The sequence below is a fragment of the Dolichospermum lemmermannii CS-548 genome (genome assembly GCF_028330815.1).
Taxonomy (GTDB): Bacteria; Cyanobacteriota; Cyanobacteriia; order Cyanobacteriales; family Nostocaceae; genus Dolichospermum; species Dolichospermum lemmermannii.
The window spans coordinates 35,346-56,509 of sequence record NZ_JAQMTJ010000267.1 but is presented as its reverse complement, the minus strand read 5'-3'; the positions used below and the strand labels follow the sequence as shown (position 1 = coordinate 56,509).

At 36.3% G+C, this 21,164-nt stretch carries 12 protein-coding genes; 8 read left to right on the top strand and 4 right to left on the bottom strand.

What is annotated here, in order from left to right; all coding sequences use genetic code 11:
- Window positions 1-468 precede the first annotated feature (468 nt).
- From petC to PN450_RS18375, 3 genes are all read left to right on the top strand, one after another.
- Complete coding sequence (petC, locus tag PN450_RS18385) at window positions 469-1,008, top strand: cytochrome b6-f complex iron-sulfur subunit (RefSeq protein WP_148761332.1); 540 nt, start codon at window positions 469-471, stop codon at window positions 1,006-1,008.
- A 124-nt stretch (window positions 1,009-1,132) separates the two neighbouring features.
- A complete protein-coding gene (gene petA, locus PN450_RS18380; protein ID WP_168695954.1) occupies window positions 1,133-2,134 on the top strand; it encodes a cytochrome f in 1,002 nt (333 codons plus the stop codon).
- Between the two features lie 244 nt (window positions 2,135-2,378).
- Entirely contained in the window at window positions 2,379-3,149 is a 771-nt protein-coding gene (locus PN450_RS18375) for a glucosamine-6-phosphate deaminase (RefSeq protein ID WP_168632284.1), read from the top strand.
- A gap of 42 nt (window positions 3,150-3,191) precedes the next feature.
- Here PN450_RS18375 and PN450_RS18370 read toward each other — a convergent pair whose 3' ends face one another.
- The 4 genes from PN450_RS18370 to PN450_RS18355 form a co-directional block, all read right to left on the bottom strand.
- Window positions 3,192-3,887, bottom strand: coding sequence for a DevA family ABC transporter ATP-binding protein (locus tag PN450_RS18370; RefSeq protein WP_015078579.1), 696 nt, complete (start codon window positions 3,885-3,887; stop codon window positions 3,192-3,194).
- A 6-nt stretch (window positions 3,888-3,893) separates the two neighbouring features.
- A complete protein-coding gene (gene devC, locus PN450_RS18365) occupies window positions 3,894-5,069 on the bottom strand; it encodes an ABC transporter permease DevC (protein WP_213719417.1) in 1,176 nt (391 codons plus the stop codon).
- 138 nt (window positions 5,070-5,207) lie between these two features.
- A complete protein-coding gene (locus PN450_RS18360; RefSeq protein ID WP_148761340.1) occupies window positions 5,208-6,410 on the bottom strand; it encodes an ABC exporter membrane fusion protein in 1,203 nt (400 codons plus the stop codon).
- A 371-nt stretch (window positions 6,411-6,781) separates the two neighbouring features.
- On the bottom strand, window positions 6,782-7,111 hold the full coding sequence (locus PN450_RS18355) for a hypothetical protein (RefSeq protein ID WP_015078582.1): 330 nt from the start codon (window positions 7,109-7,111) through the stop codon (window positions 6,782-6,784).
- Between the two features lie 897 nt (window positions 7,112-8,008).
- On the opposite strand from PN450_RS18355, the gene PN450_RS18350 reads away from it, so the two are divergent.
- From PN450_RS18350 to PN450_RS18330, 5 genes are all read left to right on the top strand, one after another.
- Complete coding sequence (locus PN450_RS18350; RefSeq protein WP_271837147.1) at window positions 8,009-14,797, top strand: type I polyketide synthase; 6,789 nt, start codon at window positions 8,009-8,011, stop codon at window positions 14,795-14,797.
- A 115-nt stretch (window positions 14,798-14,912) separates the two neighbouring features.
- Entirely contained in the window at window positions 14,913-17,597 is a 2,685-nt protein-coding gene (locus PN450_RS18345) for a PfaB family protein (protein WP_271837146.1), read from the top strand.
- A 139-nt stretch (window positions 17,598-17,736) separates the two neighbouring features.
- The gene (locus PN450_RS18340) at window positions 17,737-19,335 is read left to right on the top strand and encodes a PfaD family polyunsaturated fatty acid/polyketide biosynthesis protein (protein ID WP_271837149.1); all 1,599 of its coding nucleotides are present in this window, start codon (window positions 17,737-17,739) and stop codon (window positions 19,333-19,335) included.
- 146 nt (window positions 19,336-19,481) lie between these two features.
- Entirely contained in the window at window positions 19,482-20,810 is a 1,329-nt protein-coding gene (locus PN450_RS18335) for a phthiocerol/phthiodiolone dimycocerosyl transferase family protein (protein WP_271837145.1), read from the top strand.
- Window positions 20,811-21,116 carry an acyl carrier protein gene (locus PN450_RS18330; RefSeq protein WP_213713051.1) on the top strand — a complete coding sequence of 102 codons (306 nt, stop codon included), beginning with the start codon at window positions 20,811-20,813 and terminating at the stop codon, window positions 21,114-21,116.
- Window positions 21,117-21,164: the final 48 nt, after the last annotated feature.

The following is a 21,164-nucleotide window of genomic DNA, read 5'->3' as shown; positions in this document are numbered from 1 at the left end:
GGGCGAAGCATTTGGAAGATAAATTATCGGTCATTGCCAAAAATATTTCTCCAAATGCTTCGCCCGTACAGTAGTCAGTAGTCAGTAGGGGCGAAGCATTTGGAAGATAAATTATCGATCATTGCCAAAAATAGTTCTCCAAATGCTTCGCCCGTACAGTTGTCCGTTGTCCGTTGTCCGTTGTCCGTTGTCAGTTGTTAAGAAGTTTCCTCCTGTTCCCTGTTCCCTGTTCCCTGTTCCCTGAGCTTATCTAGATTTTACATTTAGTTATGATATTAAGTTCCGTGACTCCAGTATGATAAGGATATAAAGAAATGTAATGCTAACAGATAAAGATGCTCACTATGTCTTGCAACTGAGAATTAGGGTATCGCTGTGAGCGTTATGATTTCGATTCAGATAAGAGTGGCTCTTGTGCTGGTACTCTTGTCAAAATGATTAATAAATTACACAAACAGCGCGGAGATTATGGCTCAATTTTCTGAATCAGCAGATGTTCCCGATATGGGTCGTCGTCAGTTTATGAACCTGCTCACTTTTGGGACTGTTACCGGGGTGGCGTTGGGTGCATTGTACCCTGTTGTTAGCTACTTTATTCCTCCTGCTAGCGGTGGTGCTGGTGGCGGTACAGTAGCCAAGAATGAATTGGGTAATGATGTTAGTGTTAGTCAATTTCTAGACAGCCATAATGTGGGCGGTCGCAGTTTGGTACAAGGACTCAAGGGAGATCCTACCTATATTGTAGTGGAAAGTAAAGAAGCGATCGCTGACTACGGGATTAATGCTATTTGTACCCACTTAGGTTGTGTTGTCCCTTGGAATGTGGCTGAAAATAAGTTTAAATGCCCTTGTCATGGTTCACAATATGACGCTACTGGTAAAGTAATTCGCGGTCCTGCACCAAAATCCTTGCCTCTAGCCCATGCCAAAGTGGCAGACGACAAAATTCTGTTAACACCTTGGACGGAAACCGATTTCCGCACTGGGGATGCCGCTTGGTGGGCTTAAATAGTGCAAAAGTTATTAGTCTCAAGTCAACAATCTAGGGCTTTTAATCAACTCTTGACTACTGACTACTGACCAATGACAACTGACAACTGACAACTAACCACTGACAAATGACTTTATAGAGATGAGAAATGCCCTTACACCTGCGAGGTTAACTCGCACTGCTAAAGCAATGGTTAATACATTGCTTATAGCGATCGCTACTGTGACTTTTTTCTTCACTAGCGATATAGCCGTCCCACAAACTGCTGCTGCCTATCCTTTCTGGGCGCAAGAAACCGCTCCTGCAACCCCCCGCGAAGCAACGGGTCGAATTGTTTGCGCTAACTGTCACCTAGCAGCTAAACCCACAGAAGTGGAAATTCCTCAATCTGTGCTTCCTGACACTGTATTTAAAGCCGTTGTCAAGATTCCCTACGATGCCACTGTGCAACAAGTGGGTGCTGATGGTTCTAAGGTGGGCTTAAATGTTGGTGCTGTATTAATGTTGCCTCAAGGCTTCAAGATTGCCCCAGAAGATCGCATTTCTGAAGAACTCAAGGCAGAAGTGGGTGATATGACATTCACTCCTTACAACGACAGTACAGATAATGTTGTCATTGTTGGTCCATTACCTGGTGAAGAATATCAAGAAATTGTCTTCCCTATTCTTTCTCCTAACCCCGCTACAGACAAAAATATCCACTTTGGCAAATACTCTGTTCATGTAGGCGGTAATCGTGGCCGTGGACAAGTTTACCCCACAGGTGAAAAGAGCAATAATAACGCATTCAACGCTTCTGCTGCCGGTACAATTAGCAAAATTGCTAAAACAGAAGATGAGGACGGTAACGTTAAGAATCTAATTAGTATCACAACTGCAACTGGTGATGTTGTTACAGATATAGTTCCTGCTGGTCCTGAACTAATTGTGACTGAAGGACAAGTAGTTGCAATTGGTGATGCTTTGACTAACAACCCCAATGTTGGTGGTTTTGGTCAAAAAGATGCAGAAATTGTTTTGCAAGATTCTTCTAGAGTTACATGGTTGGTTGCTTTTATCTGTTTGGTGATGTTGGCACAAGTAATGCTAGTTCTCAAGAAGAAACAAGTAGAAAAAGTTCAAGCTGCGGAAATGAATTTCTAAATCATAACTATGATTTGTGTGATTGATTTGATTGATTTGATTGATTACAACAATCAGGGTTCAAGCTGCGGAAATGAATTTCTAAATCATAACTATGATTTGTGTGATTGATTTGATTGAGATGATTGATTACAACAATCAGGGTTGAGGATACTGACAAATTCTTTGCTAAATCATCAGCTATTTGACAGGCTTTTTGCCTGTCTTTTTTTATAATTGATAATTAGTAATTGGGAGTAAACAAATGATAGAACCTAGCAAATCTTTTTATGTTGATCATCTATTGGTAGAGGTTTATGCTTCTGAAATGGAAATGTCAGAAAGTGTGGCTAAAATCACACATCAATATTTACAAAATCTGCTTGATAAACAGGATACAGTTGCGATTTTATTAGCTACGGGAAATTCCCAAATTCGATTTTTGGAGGCTTTAATTGCTTTAGAGGGAATAGATTGGTCACGGATAATTTTATTTCATTTAGATGAATATTTGGGAATTACATCCGATCATCCTGCTAGTTTTCGTCGTTATTTGCGGGAACGGGTCGAAGAAAAGGTGTGTCCCCAACAATTTTATTATATAGCAGGGGATACATTACAACCAATAGCTGAGTGCGATCGCTATACTCGACTCTTAGAAAATCAACCTATTGACCTATGTTTTTTAGGTATTGGGGAAAATGGACATTTAGCATTTAATGATCCAGCGGTGGCAGATTTTCAAGATCCTGCTAAAGTTAAACTTGTCAAACTGGATCATGTTAACCGTCAACAACAAGTAAATACAGCATATTTTGCCAATTTAGCAGATGTTCCTCAATACGCATTTACTGTAACTATTCCCATGATTTGTCATGCTAAAAAAATAATTTGTTTAGCACCAGCAACCAGAAAAGCCCAAGTAGTTAAAACTCTGTTAACAGGAAATATTACTACTAATTGTCCAGCTTCTATTTTACGTCAACAACCCCAAGCTACTTTATTTTTAGATGTTAATTCTGCTAGTTTACTATAACTAGATCTCCGACTTCTTCAAGAAGTCGGAGATCTAAATAAATCAATCATGTTGGATTAAATAACCATCTTCCATATTAATGATTCTGTCAGCAATATCTAAAATTCGGTTATCGTGGGTAACAATTAAAATGGTGCAATCTTGTTCTTTTGCTAATTGCTGCATTAAATTAACCACATCTCTTCCTGATTTACTATCTAAAGCCGCCGTAGGTTCATCAGCTAAGACTAACTTAGGATGACTCACCAAAGCCCGCGCAATGGCTACTCGTTGCTTTTGTCCCCCGGAAAGATCGGAGGGATAATAATTAATTCTATCTCCCAATTTCACAGCCTGGAGCATTGTTTCTGATTGGATATAAGATTCCCATTGAGAAATATTGCGTTGTAATTCCAAAGACATTTGCACATTTTGCATAGCTGTGAGGAAATCTAGTAAATTATGAGCTTGAAAAATATAGCCAATTTGTCGCCGTACCTGGACTAATTCTTCATTACTAGCACCTAATAATTCCTGTCCATTAAATTTTAAACTTCCCTCTTGGACAGAACGCAAACCACCAATTAATGTTAATAAAGTAGTTTTTCCTGAACCAGATGGTCCAGTCATAATCACAATTTCTCCAGCTTTGATAGTTAAATTAATATCAAACAAAGTTTGAGTTCGTAATTTACTATGACCAAAGTAATGATTAAGATTTGTGATTTTCAAAATATTGGCATCAGGTAAATATTGCATTATTAGTTAATTAAAGATTTCTGCTGGATCTACTTTACGGAGTTTATTGGTAGAAAAGAAACCAGAAGTTAAGCACATAATAATCACAGAAGTGAATACTAATAATCCCTTACTTAAATCCATAACAATTGGTAATTTAGTTGCATCTTTAGCAATATCATATAGTCCTAGAGAGATAGCAAAACCGGGAATAAAACCCAAGACAGCTAAAATTATAGCTTGCTGAAATACGACATTTAAAAGATATTTATTTCTAAATCCCATAGCTTTAAGTGTCGCAAATTGGACAAAATGAGTTGATATATTACTATAAAGGATTTGATAAACAACAATTACACCAACCACAAAACCCATCATTACCATTAAATTAAATACAAATCCAATTGGTGTTCTTAATGTCCAATAGCTTTTTTCAAAGTCAATAAATTCTTGGCGTGTCATTACCGTGACATCTTTTGGTAAACTATTAGATAAAGTTGTGAGAATTGTTTGGGGGTTAACATTAGGTTTTAGATGAATTAAGCCTATATCTATTTGATTTGATCTATGTTCTGGAAAGATTTTAAAAAAAGTAGAAGAACTGACTATTAAATTACCATCCACACCAAAGGAAGGCCCAAGAGTAAATAAACCACTAACTTTAACCTTATAACCAATAGTTCCCAAATAACTAAATATTTCCATACCTATAGGTTGATTATTTTGAAAATATTCAGCAATTGGTCCAAATTCTGGCCGGGCTGCGCGGTCAAAAAATACTTGATCAGGAATTTTTAGTAATTGAAAATTTTGATCTACTTCTGGTAATCTAAAGATAGATTTTACCGGATCAAATCCTAGAATGTAAATAGGATATTTGCGGCCATTAATGGGATTTTTGAGTTTAGCAAATTGGACATATAAAGGTTCAACAGATTCTATGCCGTTAAAACCTAATATTTGATATAAACGACTACGAGGAAAGCTTTGAGTAGAAGTCAAAGATTTATATTGGGAACTAATTAAAAACAAATCACCTCGCAGGTGTTTATGGACTTGAGTAGCACTAGAATAAAGAGCATCCTGAAACCCAATTTGCATAAACATCAACACAGAAATAAAAGCAATCCCAGCCAATGCTACAAAAAAGCGCACTTTTTGTTTTATCAATTGTAGCCAAGGCAAAGGTATATTTAAAATCATGTTTTACCTCCTATTCCTTATATAAATGCACCCCACCCCGCAAGCGAGGAGGGGACTATGATGTATCTCATTCAAGTGCATACCGCTATATAAATCATCCAAATCAAATTAATCAGACAAATCATAGTTCAGACTTTGTTATATTTTAATAAGTGCCTGTACCTGTAAATTAGTTAAACTAGAAACTCGTTGATTATCTGCCGAGTTGTCAATGCGAATTTTCACATCAACTATTTTGTTATCTGTATCTGAACCGGGATTAGTATTGAAGATATTTTGTCTACCAATTTGTAAACCAATATCTGCGACAGTTCCCTTTAATTTTCCGCTAAAAGCCTCACTGGTGATAGTTACTGATTGACCTAAACGAACTTTTTTAATATCAGTTTCGTAGACTTCTGCAACTACATACATTTGTTGAGTTTGTCCTAGTTCTACTATGCCTTTATTGCCAATTATTTCTCCTGGCCAAGTATTAATTTTTAGAACTTGAGCATCAATAGGGGAACGGATAGAACTTAAATTTAGCTCGGCTTGAGCTTGTTGAACAGATGCTATAGCACTTTTTACATTTGCTTGAGCTAGTTGCACATCTGTGGGGCGAATTTCTGCAATACTATTAAGTCTAGCTTGAGATTCAGTTAACTGTTTTTGCAAAGTTTCTATAGTTCGTTTTAGACTAGCATTAGCTTCATTAAGTTGTTCTTGCACAGTATCCCGGCGTAATCTTTTAGTATCTGCATCAGAAGCAGAAATAGCACCATCTTGATATAATTTCTGATAGCGTTGATTTTCGGTTTCTGAATTTTTTAGTTCAGCTTCTAAACGAGAAATTGTAGCTTTTTGAGTAGAAACTGATCCTCGTAAATCAGCTTCTAAACGAGAAATTGTGGCTTTTTGGGCTGAAATATCCCCTCCTTTTGCCCCTGCTTCTACTTGTTGAAGATTCGCTTGACTAACTTCTACTTGTCGGTTTGCTTTTTCTAAAGCTGCAAGATTAGGTATATAATTATCAAGAATTGCTACTAATTGTCCTTGACGAATTTTATCTCCTTTTTTAACTAGGAGTTGATTAACTCTTATCCCTGTTTGAGAATTAGGTGCGGAGAGACGAATTACTTCTCCTTGGGGTTCTAAACGCCCTAAAGCAGCAACAGCAGTAATAGTAGGGGCTGAAATGGGAGAAATAGAAGATATGGTCGGGGATGATTTAGACGTTTTCTGAAAATATGAAAGGCTATAGATAGATATTATGCTAGTAGCTATAACTCCAGCACTTCCTAACATTATCGGCCACAAACTCATAGGTTTTGTGAATGAGTGCTTTTCTTTGTGTACCATAATTTTGTCTTTTAAATTAGGAAATATGACAATATTTCTGACTCTAAATTAGAGACAGAAAAGCCATTACACTTGATAGCATCTCTTGATAACCTTATCTGGTTCAGTTAAGAAAAAAGTAGGTTGGGTTAAGTGACAGCACCACCCAACATTATCAATCATTTTGTTGGGTTTCCTGCCGTCAACCCAACCTACATAATTAACTGAACTGGATTAATTGATAACCTTAATATCCAACAAAATACAGCTAATCAAAAATTCTTTACTTTGGTTGACTAAATGGAAAGTTACATAAAATACTTAAATACTAAAATTCTGCCAGGTAATTGGTAATTAGTTGCTGACTATTACCAATTACCATGATCAAAATTTTATTTATTTAACACAACCTCTTTCTCTTTTTTCTTCCGCATGATTGCCAAATATTCGCTGCGGGTTCCGTCTACTCGATAATGATCACAAATTTGACAAAGTTTGAGAAGATCCAAGCGACTGAAGATTTTTTGATGTTCAATAGCGTTGTCATTCCGCCACCGCCAGAATGTGGTTCTATCAATTCGACGATTGCTTTCAGGCCATCTTCTCCGTGATAGAAAATCTACTAATTCATCTTCATGAAATGAGTAACCTTTTGGTAATTTTAGGAGTTGTTCTCGTAACTCATTCAGCGGGATGAGTGGATCTAATTCAGATAGTCTCATGCCAGCAATTCCTTGTAGTTTTTGTAATTCCAATATTGCAGAAGCCAAATAATGCAATAACGTTTAATTGACTAATTTTATGCTCGAAGACTGTTTGAAATTCACAGTCTAAATTTCCCTGATTTAATAATTTAGAGTAAACTTATTTTTTGGGAATTTCAACCTATATGCAACAGATTGTTTCATAGAACCTTGTTTATCGCACTATCTGGGATTTGTAAAAATCGCAAGCCTCAAATTTTTAATTCTTTAAATAGAGGATTACTAATTTTGCATTATCTCAAATTTAGGAGTTAAGTTGATGAAAAAATATATTTTTAACTCCTGAGATATATTTAATAGTGATCTATTTTACAAAGGTGAAAAGATATTTCTGGAGATAGATGTAAAAAATAACTATTTAGCATTAGAAACTAATGAACAATAATTACATATTGCACATTCTATTTCTATCCAGAGAATTTGTTATTCTTAGTTATTGTAAAATAAAGTTTTCAATAAGTTGGAACTAATAATATGCAATCTCTATGCAACTTTAGTCAAAATGGCTAAAACTTAGATAATAATTAGTGTATTGGATAAGCAAAGATATTTCTGCGACGACTCTATCAATTTTACATCTGCAAGACTTTTATAAAGTTGCACGTAAGTTGCTTATGAGTTGCAATAGGGTTGTCACCAAACTCAGATTAATATAGGCGAAAATTTAATTTATAGTCTGGAGGATTAATCAGACTATTTCATATTTAATCGCCACAATATTTATCAATAATTTATGTCGAGTTCAGATTTCAATACTGTTAAGAATGAAAATCAATTCTAGCTTAGTTTAATTTAGTCAAAAAACAAGTTGCTATTCACCTCTATATTGCTCGATCAAAAGAGGGAAATATGATCATGGCTGCTTCCAAATTTGAAGCTGCTTTTGCACAGTTGCAATCTGAAATTAGTAACTGTGAAAAGTCTGTACTCAAGATGATAAAGGTTAAAAAAAATATGCCTGATACCACAGAGATGAAAAATGAAATTAATGCTAAATTGCGAACAACTAATGTAGCAATTGTTGGGATGGCTTCTATTTTTCCCCAGGCGAAGAATTTACAGGAATACTGGGAAAATATTATTCAGAAAGTGGATTGTATTACTGATGTTCCGGCTTCCCGTTGGCAAATAGATGATTATTATGATCCAGATCCCAAAACACCGGATAAAACCTATTGTAAACGGGGTGGTTTTTTACCAGATATTGATTTTAATCCCATGGAATTTGGCTTACCTCCTAATATTTTGGAGGTGACAGATATTTCTCAATTACTCGGTTTGGTAGTGGCAAAAGAGGCATTAGAAGATGCTGGTTATGGGACATCTCGCCAATTTAATCACGAACGAACAGGAGTAATATTAGGAGTAGCAATTGGTAGACAATTGGCTGTTCCTTTAGGTGCAAGATTGCAAGATCCACTTTGGAAAAAAGTTCTCAAAAATAGTGGTTTATCAGATGAAGATAGCCAGAAAATTATTGAAAAACTCAAAAGTGGATATGTGCAATGGGACGAAAATGCCTTCCCCGGAATGTTAGCTAATGTGATTTCTGGACGTATCGCCAACCGTCTGGATTTGGGCGGAATGAATTGCGTAGTTGATGCAGCCTGTGCGAGTTCCTTGGGTGCATTAAGAATGGCTATTAGCGAGTTAGTGGAACATCGCGCCGACATGATGATAACTGGCGGGGTGGATACGGATAACTCAATTTTCGCCTATATGTGCTTCAGTAAAACCCCTGCTGTTTCCCCTGGAGAAAAGGTAAGACCCTTTGATACTGATGCAGATGGAATGCTATTAGGCGAAGGCGTGGGAATGCTGGTACTTAAACGCCTAGAAGATGCCCAACGAGATGGCGATCGCATCTATGCAGTCATTAAAGGGATGGGCAGTTCTAGCGATGGCAAGTATAAAAGTATTTATGCACCTCGCGCAGAAGGACAAATTAGCTCTTTAGTTCGTGCCTATGCAGATGCGGGTATTTCTCCTGCTAGTGTAGGGTTAATCGAAGCACATGGCACGGGAACGATGGTAGGAGATCCTACAGAATTTACATCTATTACCAGCGTTTTTAGCGAAAATAACCCGAAAAAACAGCATATTGCTTTGGGAACTGTCAAATCTCAAATTGGACATACTAAGGCGGCGGCTGGTGCAGCTAGTCTCATCAAAGCGGCTTTAGCGTTGCACCACAAAGTCTTACCACCGACGATTAATGTCAGTAAACCCCATCCTAAACTGAATATTGAGAACTCCCCATTTTATTTAAATACGGAAACTAGACCTTGGGTAAGTCATCCTACCCAACCAAGAAGGGCAGGAGTCAGTGCTTTTGGCTTTGGTGGTACAAATTATCACGTTGTCCTGGAAGAATACGAGCATGAACATCATCACCCTTACCGTTTACACCATAGGCCAGAATCCTTACTGCTATTTGCCCCCACCCCTTCAGAGTTGTTATCTCGTTGTCAACAAATCCAGCAACAATTACAGATTGAGGGTAAAGAAAGACACTATCAACAATTAATTACTGATTCTCAAACCAGGAAAATTCCCGTTAATTATGCCAGAATGGGCTTTGTAGCTAATGATTTAGCGCAAGCTGAGGAATTACTAAAAATTGCGATTGCAGGGCTAAAACAGAAGCCTGAAGCCGAATCCTGGGAACATCCTCAAGGGATTTACTACCGTCAAAAGGGGATAAATCCGACAGGTAAAGTAGTGGCTTTGTTTTCTGGACAAGGTTCACAATACTTAGAAATGGGGCGGGAGTTGGTGATGAATTTTCCCTGCTTGCGCCAAACCTATACGCACATGGATAGCCTTTTGTGTGAGGACGGGTTACAGCCCTTGTCAACGGTAGTATTTCCTCAGCCTGTTTTTGATGAAGCACAAAAGCAAGTTCAGTTAGCAACGTTGCAAAAAACTGAATATGCACAACCAGCAATTGGAGTATTTAGTGCGGGTTTATATAAAATTTTGCAACAAGCTGGATTTAAACCTGATTTTGTTGCTGGTCATAGCTTTGGTGAATTAACAGCTTTGTGGGTTGCAGGTGTATTAAATGAAGAAGATTATTTGTTCTTAGCAAAAGCTAGAGGACAAGCTATGGCTGCACCAGCAAATCCCAATTTTGATGCTGGAGGAATGTTAGCTGTTAAAGGAGATATTCAGCAGATAACGGAAGTAATTAAAAAGTTTCCCCAGGTAGCAGTTGCTAATAAAAATTCTCAGCACCAAATAGTATTAGCTGGGAAGAAAGAGGAAATTAGTCAAGTCCAAGATATTCTCAAAAAACAAGGCTTTACTACTTTTTTATTAGGAGTTTCCGCAGCATTTCATACACCATTAGTATCTCATGCTCAAAAACCTTTTGCCCAAGCTGTTGAAAAAGTAAATTTCAACGAAGCACAAATTCCCGTTTATACTAATGTTACAGGTGGCTGTTATCCTCAAGAACCCCACGCTATCCAAAAAATCCTCAAAGAACAATTGTTCAATCAGGTATTATTTCAGCAGGAGATTGAAAATATTTATGCTGCTGGTGGTTATTGTTTTGTGGAATTTGGTCCTAAAAATGTGCTTACCAATTTGGTAAAAGAGATTTTAAATCATAAACCCCATATAGCTATAGCTGTAAATCCAAATCATACCAAAAATAGCGATAAAACTCTTCGACAAGCCATAGTTCAATTGCAGGTAGCTGGGTTATCTTTGCAAAATTTAGATCCCTATCAAGTCGTAACTAAAATTCCCGAAATTCCTCAACAAAAAGTTTTGAATGTGCGGTTAAATAGTACCAATATTACCGAAAGAACTCAAAAAGCCTTTGCGAAAGCTTTAGAAAATGGTCATCATGTAGGAGTGATATCTTCCCAACCAACAATTAACGAAAATCACCCAAATTCATTTAATGACAGACATCAATTAAAGGGTAACGATAAACCACCAACTTCATTTAACGAAAATCATCAACCACAGGGTAACGAAAAGCCTCCAACTTCACTCAACGGTAAATTAGAACAAGTAGAAATTCACCCTCAAAATTCTGAAAAAGTTATTCACAGCTTAGAAAATTTCATCACAGAATTTAGCCAGCAACAACGGGATATTATCCATGTTCATGAACAATCTTTGCAAAATCAAACAGAATACACAAAGACATTTTCTCAATTAATGCAGCAGCAGTATTCATTATTGGGAAATAATGAACCTACAGAACATCAATCTCAAACTCAGCAACTAGCAATTTCCAATTCTGAACAGAACATGATGCGGTTTCATGATCATCAAGGTGATACCCTCCGCATTCATGAACAATATCTCAAATATCAACATGAATATACCCAAAATTACTTTCAACTTCTGCAAAAACATTTTCATTTACTGACTTCAGAAAATAAAGTCATCAATTATGTAAATCATCCTCAACCCACTTTTTCTCCCCAAATTCAACAAGACTTAGAAAATGATGAAAAAACCGACTTATCTCCACCTCTTCCTCTCTGTGCCGCCGCGCCTCTGCGTGAAGAAAAAATCATCCCAAATATAGATAAAGCCACCCTTAGTCAAACTCTACTAAACGTTGTCAGTGATAAAACAGGCTACCCAGTAGAAATGTTAGAACTGTCAATGGATATGGAAGCAGATTTAGGAATTGATTCTATCAAACGAGTCGAAATTTTAGGAGGTTTATTAGAAATATATCCCGATTTACCTAAACCCAACCCCGAAGAATTGGGACAATTAAGAACTTTGGAACAAATTGCCGAATATATGCAAACTTTAGTTTCGGATATCTTAAATCAACAGATAGAAACATCAACCGCAATTATTACCACAGAGGTATTAGTAGAAGTTCCTCAACCGGAATTAATAACATCCACACCTGAAATTGAAGAACAAAAAGTAGAAGTAGAAATTCCCGCAGATTTAAGCGATATTCTGTTAACAGTTGTCAGTGATAAAACAGGCTACCCAGTAGAAATGTTAGAACTGTCAATGGATATGGAAGCAGATTTGGGAATTGATTCTATCAAACGGGTAGAAATTTTAGGAGGTTTATTAGAACTATATCCCGACTTACCTAAACCCAACCTTGAAGAAATTGGAGAATTGAGAACTTTGGCCGAAATTGCCACTTATATGCAGCAACAAGCCCAGGGAATTTCTAATTTATTGACTGAAGAAATAGTAGAGATCACAACAACCACATTTCCGCCAAATATCCGCCGCAGTATTGCCAAATTACAGCAACTTCCCACACCTGATAGTTTAGAATTTTCTCTTCCTGAAAACCACATTGTATTAATAACTGATGATGGTTCTTCTGCTACTGAAAAATTAGCAGAAAGTTTGACAGCTAAAGGTTGGAAAACTGTAGTTTTAAGTTTCCCTGGAATTGATTCAAATATTCATAAAGGAATCAATAGAGTAGTTTTAACTGATTGGAATGAAGAAAATTTACAACAACAGTTAGAACAGATTGCTGATAATTATGGTACTGTAGCTGCATTTATTCATCTCCACCCAGCAACACCATTAGACATAGATAAATCCATTCTGCGTCACGTCTTCCTAATCGCTAAATACCTGAAAGAACCACTCAACGAAGCCGCAAAATTTGGCCGCAGTTGTTTTATTAACGTTGCGCGTTTAGATGGTGAATTTGGATTAGGAGAAACCCATGATTTTAGTGCAATTTCTGGAGGATTATTCGGACTTAGCAAGAGTATTAATCAAGAATGGGAAAATGTATTTTGTCGTTCCCTTGACTTAAATCCAGAAATAGATCCAGAAACATCTGTAAAACATATCCTCGCGGAAATTCATGATTCAAACTTGTTAATTCAAGAAGTAGGATATAGCAAAAAAGGAAGAGTCACTTTAATTGCAGACTTCAGCCCATTACCAACTACTAATTCTCAAAGAGAGATTACCAAAGATCAAGTTTTTCTAGTTAGTGGTGGTGCCAAAGGAATCACAGCCCAATGTGTCATTAAAATCGCCCAGCAATATCAATGCAAATTTATTCTTTTAGGGCGTTCCAGTCCAGAACCTGAACCAGTTTGGGCAGAAAATTGCGAAAATGAAGCAGAATTAAAACAGCAAATTTTAGAAAATTTCCAAGCCCAAGGGGAAAAAGCAACACCAATAATGGTACAGAAAAAGTATCAAGCAATTTCCTCACAGCGAGAAATTCAAAATACTCTTAAAGCCATTGAAAAAGCAGGAGGAAAAGCAGAATATCTGAGTGTAGATATTACCGACACAGTATTACTAGAATCAAAACTTGCAGATGTAATTGAACGTTTTGGGGCGATAACTGGCATAATTCATGGTGCAGGAAACTTAGCTGATAAACGCATTGAAAAAAAATCAATTCAGGATTTTGAAAATGTTTATGCAGCTAAAGTTAAAGGTTTAGAAAATCTTCTGCGGTGTGTACCAGCGAGTCAATTGGAATATTTAGTTTTGTTTTCTTCCGTGGTAGGATTTTATGGCAATGTGGGACAATCAGATTATGCCATAGCCAATGAAATCCTGAACAAATCTGCCCATTTAATTAAACATAATTACCCCAATTGTCATGTCATGGCTATTAACTGGGGTCCCTGGGAAAGTGGCATGGTATCATCAGAACTAAAGAAAGCTTTTGCAGAAAGAGGAATTGAAGTTATTCCCGTAGAGACAGGAACACAAATATTAGTTAATGAACTAACTACCGCTAATCAAGACACAGTTCAATTAGTGATTGGTAGTCCCTTAACTTATGTTCCTGCAACCTTATCTAATGAGCTAAAAACCTATCGAATTAACCGCCAATTAACATTAGCAGAAAACCCATTTTTACAGGATCATGTTATCCTCGGTCGTCCCGTACTTCCTGCCACCTGTGGGTTATTATGGATGACTAATGCTTGTGAACAACTCTATCCTGGATTTACAGCCTTCAGTTCTCCCAATTTCAAAGTTTTAAAAGGCATAGTTTTTGATGCAACCTCAACAAATGAGTATGTTTTAGAAATTCAAGAACTTGCGAAACATGAAAATCAGAAAGTAGAATTTGCTGCTAAAATTAGTAGTAAGACATCAGACGGGAAAATCCGCTATCATTTCAGCACAAATCTAATTCTCAAACGAGAAATTCCCACACCTCCTAATTATGGAAACCTGAACTTTAATCAGGATGAAAATCTCCTCAAAACCAATCAAGAATTATATCAAGTAAATGCTTCTAGCCTATTTCATGGAGTCACCTTTCAAGGTGTAAAATCAGTTTTAAATACCAGCCCTAGTCAGATAACGATTGAATGCTACTTACCAGAACCCACAGCACAGCAACAGGGACAATTTCCAGTGCAAACATTCAATCCCTATATAGCAGATGTCCAGATTCATTCTCTCTGGATTTGGACACAACATTTTCATCAAGTTGGATGTTTACCATCAGAAATCAAGAACTTTGAACAATTTGCAAAAGTGCCTTTTGGTGAGACATTTTATGTGACTTGTGAAGTGCAATCAAAGACAGAATCATCGGTGGTTACAGATGTGATTACCTATGGTCATCAAGGACAAATTTATAATCGCATGATTGGTGCTAAAGGAACAATTCTACCTCAACAAATAGTCAAAGATTAGATTTTTTTCACGCAGAGACGCAGAGGCACGGAGAGAATTAAGAGTGTATTTATCTGCAAATATTTTTTCTGTGTCCTCTGTTTCAGTTAGTTTGTAAGAAAAATGGAGAATCATAATGAAATCAATTGCACAGAATCAAAAGTTAGCAATTGTCGGTATGGATTGTTTTGTGAGTAATTCACCAACATTAAATAAGTTTGAACGTCTGATTTATGAAGGTAAGCAAAATTCAGTTACATCTGAAAATTATCAGCAAACTCCTTTAAGTCGAGAGGTGATCAATTCTGCGCTGAAAGATGCTAAAATTCAACCAGATATAAAGATAGCTTTAATCATCATTTCTCCCACGGAAAATTCTGCTAAATTAGCTAATTATATTTCTGCTGAATTAGCATTTTTTGCCGAAGAAAATTCGCTTTTATCAGCCTTGGATGTCAGTAAAAAATTATTAATTTCCCAACAAGTTGAAGCGGTTTTAATTGTCGGGATAGATAAGAATTACCCGATAGAAATTAATCCGACTGGATATGCTTTCAGTTATGACGAAAAAGCTCAGGGGATCATAAAAACAGCAGGTGCTGCCGCAGTAGTATTACAACTGTATGAAACAGCCAAGCAACAAAATCATTGCATCTATGCAGTCATTGATGGTTTGAGTGTAGTGAAAGATGCTCCAAATCATCCAGAAACTGTTAAGCAAGCTTGTCAAGAGGCGTTTCAAATAGCAGATGTTAATGCCGCAGATATTGGTTATTTGGAAGTTGTTGCTAATGGGATTCTTAACGCAGATATAGCGGAAATTCAAGGTTTAATATCGGCTTATCAGACAGGGGCAGAAAATCTGAGTTGTGCCCTGGGTAGTGTTAAAGCAAATATTGGCAATACACAAGCCTCTGCGGGCATATTTAGCCTCATTAAAACCGCACTTTGTTTATATTATCGTTATATTCCCGGTGTTCCCCAGTGGTTCAATCCTAAACAGCCAGAAATTTGGCACGGAAGCCCCTTTTATGTAGCCGTAGAATCAAAACCTTGGTTTTTAGAACCTGGTGCGACTAAAAGAATAGCTGCGGTAAATATAATGGAAGAAGATAATATTTATGGACATTTAATTTTGTCAGAAGAAATCAGCCAGATAGAACGCAGTAGTCAATATTTAGCAGAAATGTCCTATTATTTATTTCCCATTGCGGCTGATGATCGTGCTTCTTTATTAACACAAATTACCGCACTTCAACAAAGTCTCATAGATGTTTCTTCTCTATCACAACTTGCTAGTGATTATTTCCAAAAATATCAGCAATATCAAGAATCAACTTACGCTTTAGCAATTCTTTCACGACATCCAGAAGAATTAAAACGAGAAACTGAAAGGGCAATTCAGGGAGTGAAAATTGCTTTTGCCACTGGCAAAGATTGGCAAACTCCTCTTGGTAGTTATTTTACAGTTAATCCCCAAGGAAAAAAAGGTCATATTGCTTTTGTTTATCCTGGTTCTTTTACTTCTTATATAGGAATGGGACGAAATATTTTCCGTCTTTTCCCTCAACTCTACGATGATGTTGTTGTTAAAAGCGTTTATAATCGAGCCGCTGACATTGAAAAATTTATCTATCCTCGCAGCATTAATAAATTATCAAAAAGACAACTAGAAACTATAGAACAAAAATTAATAAATGATCCAGTTTCTATGCTGGAATGGGAAGTTGGTTTAGCGAGATTAATGACAGTAATGCTGAAAAATCACTTTCGCATTCAGTCCCCCCATGCTTTTGGATATAGCCTTGGTGAAACTAGCATGATGTTAGCACAAGGGGTCTGGACTAGCTTTAAAAGTACCAGTGATTATTTGAATTCATCCCCTTTATTTAAAACCCGGCTATCTGGTCAAAAAAATGCAGTTCGTCAGCATTGGGGATTACCTTTAATTCATGCAGGTAAAAGCGAAGAATTTTGGAGTAACTATATTTTGATATGTTCCTCTTCCCTAGTCCAAGAAGTTCTAAAAAATGAAAGTCGGGTTTATATCGTTTTAATTAATACACCTGAAGAAGTCATTATTGCTGGTGAAACTCAAGCTTGTGAAAGAGTTATTCAAACATTAAAATGTGACGCTTTTCCAACATCAATTAATCATGTAATTCATTGTGAACCAATGCACTCTGAATATGATGAATTAGTAAAAATCAATACCTTACCTAGCCAAGCAAATTCAAAAACAATTTTCTACTCTGCGGCAGAATACGCACCCATGAAAATTGATAGTAATTTAATAGGCAAAAATATTGCTAAAGCCCTTTGTCACCAACTTGATTTTCCTCGCTTAGTTAATCGTGCCTACAATGATAATATCAGAATCTTTATTGAAGTTGGTGTTGGTAGTAACTGTAGTCGGTGGATTAGCGAAATTCTCAAAGACAAAGAACATCTAGCTGTATCTCTAAATAGAAGAGGTGTAGATGATCATACCTCCATTATTAAAGCCTTAGCCAAGCTATTTAGTCATCGAGTTGAATTGGATTTATCACCTTTATATTCTTTTCCCAACATCAAATTGGATCAAGATAATGCTTGCGAAAATCAGTCATCTTTTCCAGATACTTCCTTATTAAATTATGAACACAAAATAAAATCCACCCCTAATTATAAAAGTTTAAATGATCATCATGTCCGGCTGGCTAAAGCACACGGATTTTTATTAAAGTCCCGGCAAACATCACTTCAACAACTTAGTCTCTTTCTCCAGCAGCAATTAGATTTGTACAAAAAAATGGTGACCCAAGTTAGAAAAGAAAAGTAGAAATACAGAGTAATTCTTGTGAATCTATTGTGGGATAGGCATCTTGCCTGTCCAAAACATTCAAATTGATGATTAGAGGTTAAATAACGTGGTTAATTTAGAAAACAAATATCAACAACAACTCAAATTTTCTCCTTCAATGAATAACAATTATCAAGGATGGCAAGGCGATTTAAATACTGTGTCTTTTGATGCAGTAAATATTAAAAATAAACTGATGAATTTAAATTTTCCTTGTTATATTCTGAATAAAGAAGGACAAATTGGTATTAGCAATGAAGGCAGTTTATCATATAGTGCTAACGGTAAAACTCAGAAATTGGAAATGCTTTTAACTGTTCCTACTATCGGATTTCATCAATTAGGTGATCCAACTTTTCTAGAGTTCTACGGCGTAAAATATGCCTATATGACTGGGGCAATGGCTCAAGGTATTGCATCTGAAGAAATGGTAATTACCTTGGGAAAAGCCAACATTTTAAGCTCCTTTGGTGCAGGAGGTTTATCTCCTTCCCGGATAGAAACAGCAATTCACAAAATTCAACAAGCTTTGCATAACAAATCTTATGTTTTTAACTTGCTTCATAGTCCTAGCGAACCTGCTATTGAACGGCGTTTAATTGATTTGTATTTACAGCATCAAGTCAGAATAATTGAAGCCTCTGCATTCTTAGATTTGAGTGATAATATCGTCTACTATCGGGCTGCTGGACTAAGTTTAAATTCAGCTAATGACATTGAAATCAAAAATAAAATTATTGCCAAAGTTTCCCGTCGAGAAGTTGCCACTAAATTCCTCCAACCTGCACCCACAAAAATTCTCACCCAATTAGTTGAACAAGGATTAATTAGCGAATTGCAAGCTAATCTTGCCGCGAAGATTCCTATGGCTGATGATATTACCGTAGAAGCAGATTCAGGAGGACATACAGATAATCGTCCCTTGGTTTGTTTATTACCTTCTATCTTAGAATTAAGAGACGAAATTCAACGTAAATATTGTTATAAACAACCTGTAAGAATTGGGGTAGCTGGGGGAATTTCCACACCCCAATCAGCACTAGCAGCCTTAATGATGGGTGCAGCTTATATTGTCACTGGTTCTATTAATCAATCTTGCCTTGAAGCTGGGACTTCTGAATATACAAAAAAGCTCCTAGCTGAAGCAGAAATGACTGATGTAATGATGGCACCCGCAGCAGATATGTTTGAAATGGGAGTCAAATTACAAGTTCTTAAACGGGGAACTCTTTTCCCCCTTCGCGCTCAAAAACTAGGGGAATTATACAGAAATTATAATTCCTTTGCCGAAATTCCTCCAGATGAAATAGAAAAGTTAGAAAAACAAATTCTGCGAAAAACAATTGCCGAAATTTGGCAAGAAACATCTACTTATTTATCCCAACGTAACCCAGAAAAATTAAGCAAAGCAGCTAATAATCCTAAATTAAAAATGGCATTAATATTTCGCTGGTATTTAGGACTATCTTCCCGGTGGTCAAATACTGGAGAAAAAGGTCGGGAAATTGATTATCAAATCTGGTGTGGACCAGCAATGGGAAGTTTTAATAATTGGGTACGTCATTCTTACTTAGCAGATATCAATAATCGTCGAGTAGTTGATATAGCCGATCAAATTATGACAGGTGCAGCGTATTTATATCGTATTCAAAACTTAAAAATTCAAGGCTTACAAATGCCAGAAGAATTCAGCCAATATCATCCACAAAATTTGTAGTTAGCACTATACAGCATTTCCTCTGTGATCTCTGTGCCTCTGTGGTTCGTTATCAAAATACAATAATGCCCACAACATAAACAAATCAAATTAGATTTATATGCAAGTGAGGGATAAATCCCTCACTACCAACAACGGTGATAAAAATGGCTATAAATAGAAAATTAGGACAGCTAGAAGAAACAATGGAAATCCTGAATCAACGAGCTAAAACATGGAACTTAGTTACCATTAGCCGGATTCAAGGAAATATTCAAGAAACGGTTCTCAGACAGTCTTTAGATATTATTCAATATCGTCATCCTACGCTTAATGCTCATATTATTAATTCTAGAAATTCCTACTATTATCAGTCCAAAGGTACAGGAAAACTTCCTTTGCAAGTTGTTAATATTAGAGAAAGTCAGGAATGGGAAGCAATCGTTAATACAGAAATGAATCAGGTAATTGATAGTAGTAAATATCTGCTAAGAGTCGTACTTGTAAAAATATTAAATCAGCAGAATATTAATTATCTAATTACAACTACACATCATGCTATTACCGACGGTTTATCAAGCATCCAACTTCATTCAGAAATTTTAACTTACTGTCAAAAAATTACCGCAGGTAAATCCATTCCAGCAGTTACTACGTTAGAACCACTTCCACCCATTGAAAAACTATTACCTCCATGGACAAATAGTTTTAAAGGCAAACTAGGGAGAATTGCTTTATTATTAAATCTCGCACTGCAAAAATATTGGAATCAACCAAAAACATTAGGAGTAGAAAAATATGTTCCCATTTCTCAACGGCGTTGTGAAATCATTCATAGACAACTTAGCGAAGAATCAACACAACAGTTTATTCAGCAATGCAGACAAGAAAAAACTACAGTACAAAGTGCTTTATGTGCGGCATTAATGTTAACAGTCTCCAAACAACTGACTAAAAGCCATGAAGATAATATTCGAGTTAGTTGTTTATCATATCTTGATTTAAGAAGACGTTTACAACCAGAAGTTAGTCAAGAAAATATGACGGTTTTAGCAGCCTCTATCATGGGATTTTATCGAATTACTAATAATATATCTTTTTGGGAATTAGCGCGAAAAGCAAAACATACTCTTAATAAAAAAATTAGCCAAGGAGAAATTATTCAAATGATATTTCTCGCTAAACAATTGATAAATTTTTCTTTGCTATTCCCGAATCAAGTATCTGCTACAGTTTCAGTTTCTAACGTTGGTAAAGTTAATATTCCCCATAGCTATGGTGAATTAGAACTAGAAGAAATCAGTTTTGTTGGTTCTCATGCTTTATATGCAGGAATGTTTATTGTTCACGCTGCTACTTTTCAAGAAAAAATGACTTTAAATTTTGTTTTTTCTCAACCTGCACTTAATCGCCAAACCATAGAAAAACTTGTTGATAATTGCATTGATTATATCATGAAGATATCATCTCATTACTTAATACCAGGAGGTACATAAATGAATAACAATCTCTCTCACTCTCTACCCGACAACCAAGATAACGCCACTAAAATTCAAACTTGGTTAGTTTCCGAAATTTCCTCTTTACTGGGAGTTAATCCAGAAGAAATAAATATTCGTGAACCTTTAGATAGTTACGGTTTAGACTCAGCACAAACCATAATTATCGCTAGTAAAGCCGAAAAGTTTTTGGGATTTAAATTATCACTTATCCACCTATGGTATTATCCCACCATTGAAGAACTTTCTCTCAGATTATCTGAAGAATTAGAAAATTCTCAGTCAGAAATTATCCAGATATAACCTCTACAAATTCTGTTTAATTACTGATAAACCAGTTTTTCCTCCTTG

Bases quoted from the DNA above. Each gene is read 5' to 3' on its own strand.
- petC (WP_148761332.1), top strand. From the start codon at position 469: ATGGCTCAATTTTCTGAATCAGCAGATGTTCCCGATATGGGTCGTCGT.
- petA (WP_168695954.1), top strand. From the start codon at position 1,133: ATGAGAAATGCCCTTACACCTGCGAGGTTAACTCGCACTGCTAAAGCA.
- PN450_RS18375 (WP_168632284.1), top strand. From the start codon at position 2,379: ATGATAGAACCTAGCAAATCTTTTTATGTTGATCATCTATTGGTAGAG.
- PN450_RS18370 (WP_015078579.1), bottom strand. From the start codon at position 3,887: ATGCAATATTTACCTGATGCCAATATTTTGAAAATCACAAATCTTAAT.
- devC (WP_213719417.1), bottom strand. From the start codon at position 5,069: ATGATTTTAAATATACCTTTGCCTTGGCTACAATTGATAAAACAAAAA.
- PN450_RS18360 (WP_148761340.1), bottom strand. From the start codon at position 6,410: ATGGTACACAAAGAAAAGCACTCATTCACAAAACCTATGAGTTTGTGG.
- PN450_RS18355 (WP_015078582.1), bottom strand. From the start codon at position 7,111: ATGAGACTATCTGAATTAGATCCACTCATCCCGCTGAATGAGTTACGA.
- PN450_RS18350 (WP_271837147.1), top strand. From the start codon at position 8,009: ATGGCTGCTTCCAAATTTGAAGCTGCTTTTGCACAGTTGCAATCTGAA.
- PN450_RS18345 (WP_271837146.1), top strand. From the start codon at position 14,913: ATGAAATCAATTGCACAGAATCAAAAGTTAGCAATTGTCGGTATGGAT.
- PN450_RS18340 (WP_271837149.1), top strand. From the start codon at position 17,737: ATGAATAACAATTATCAAGGATGGCAAGGCGATTTAAATACTGTGTCT.
- PN450_RS18335 (WP_271837145.1), top strand. From the start codon at position 19,482: ATGGCTATAAATAGAAAATTAGGACAGCTAGAAGAAACAATGGAAATC.
- PN450_RS18330 (WP_213713051.1), top strand. From the start codon at position 20,811: ATGAATAACAATCTCTCTCACTCTCTACCCGACAACCAAGATAACGCC.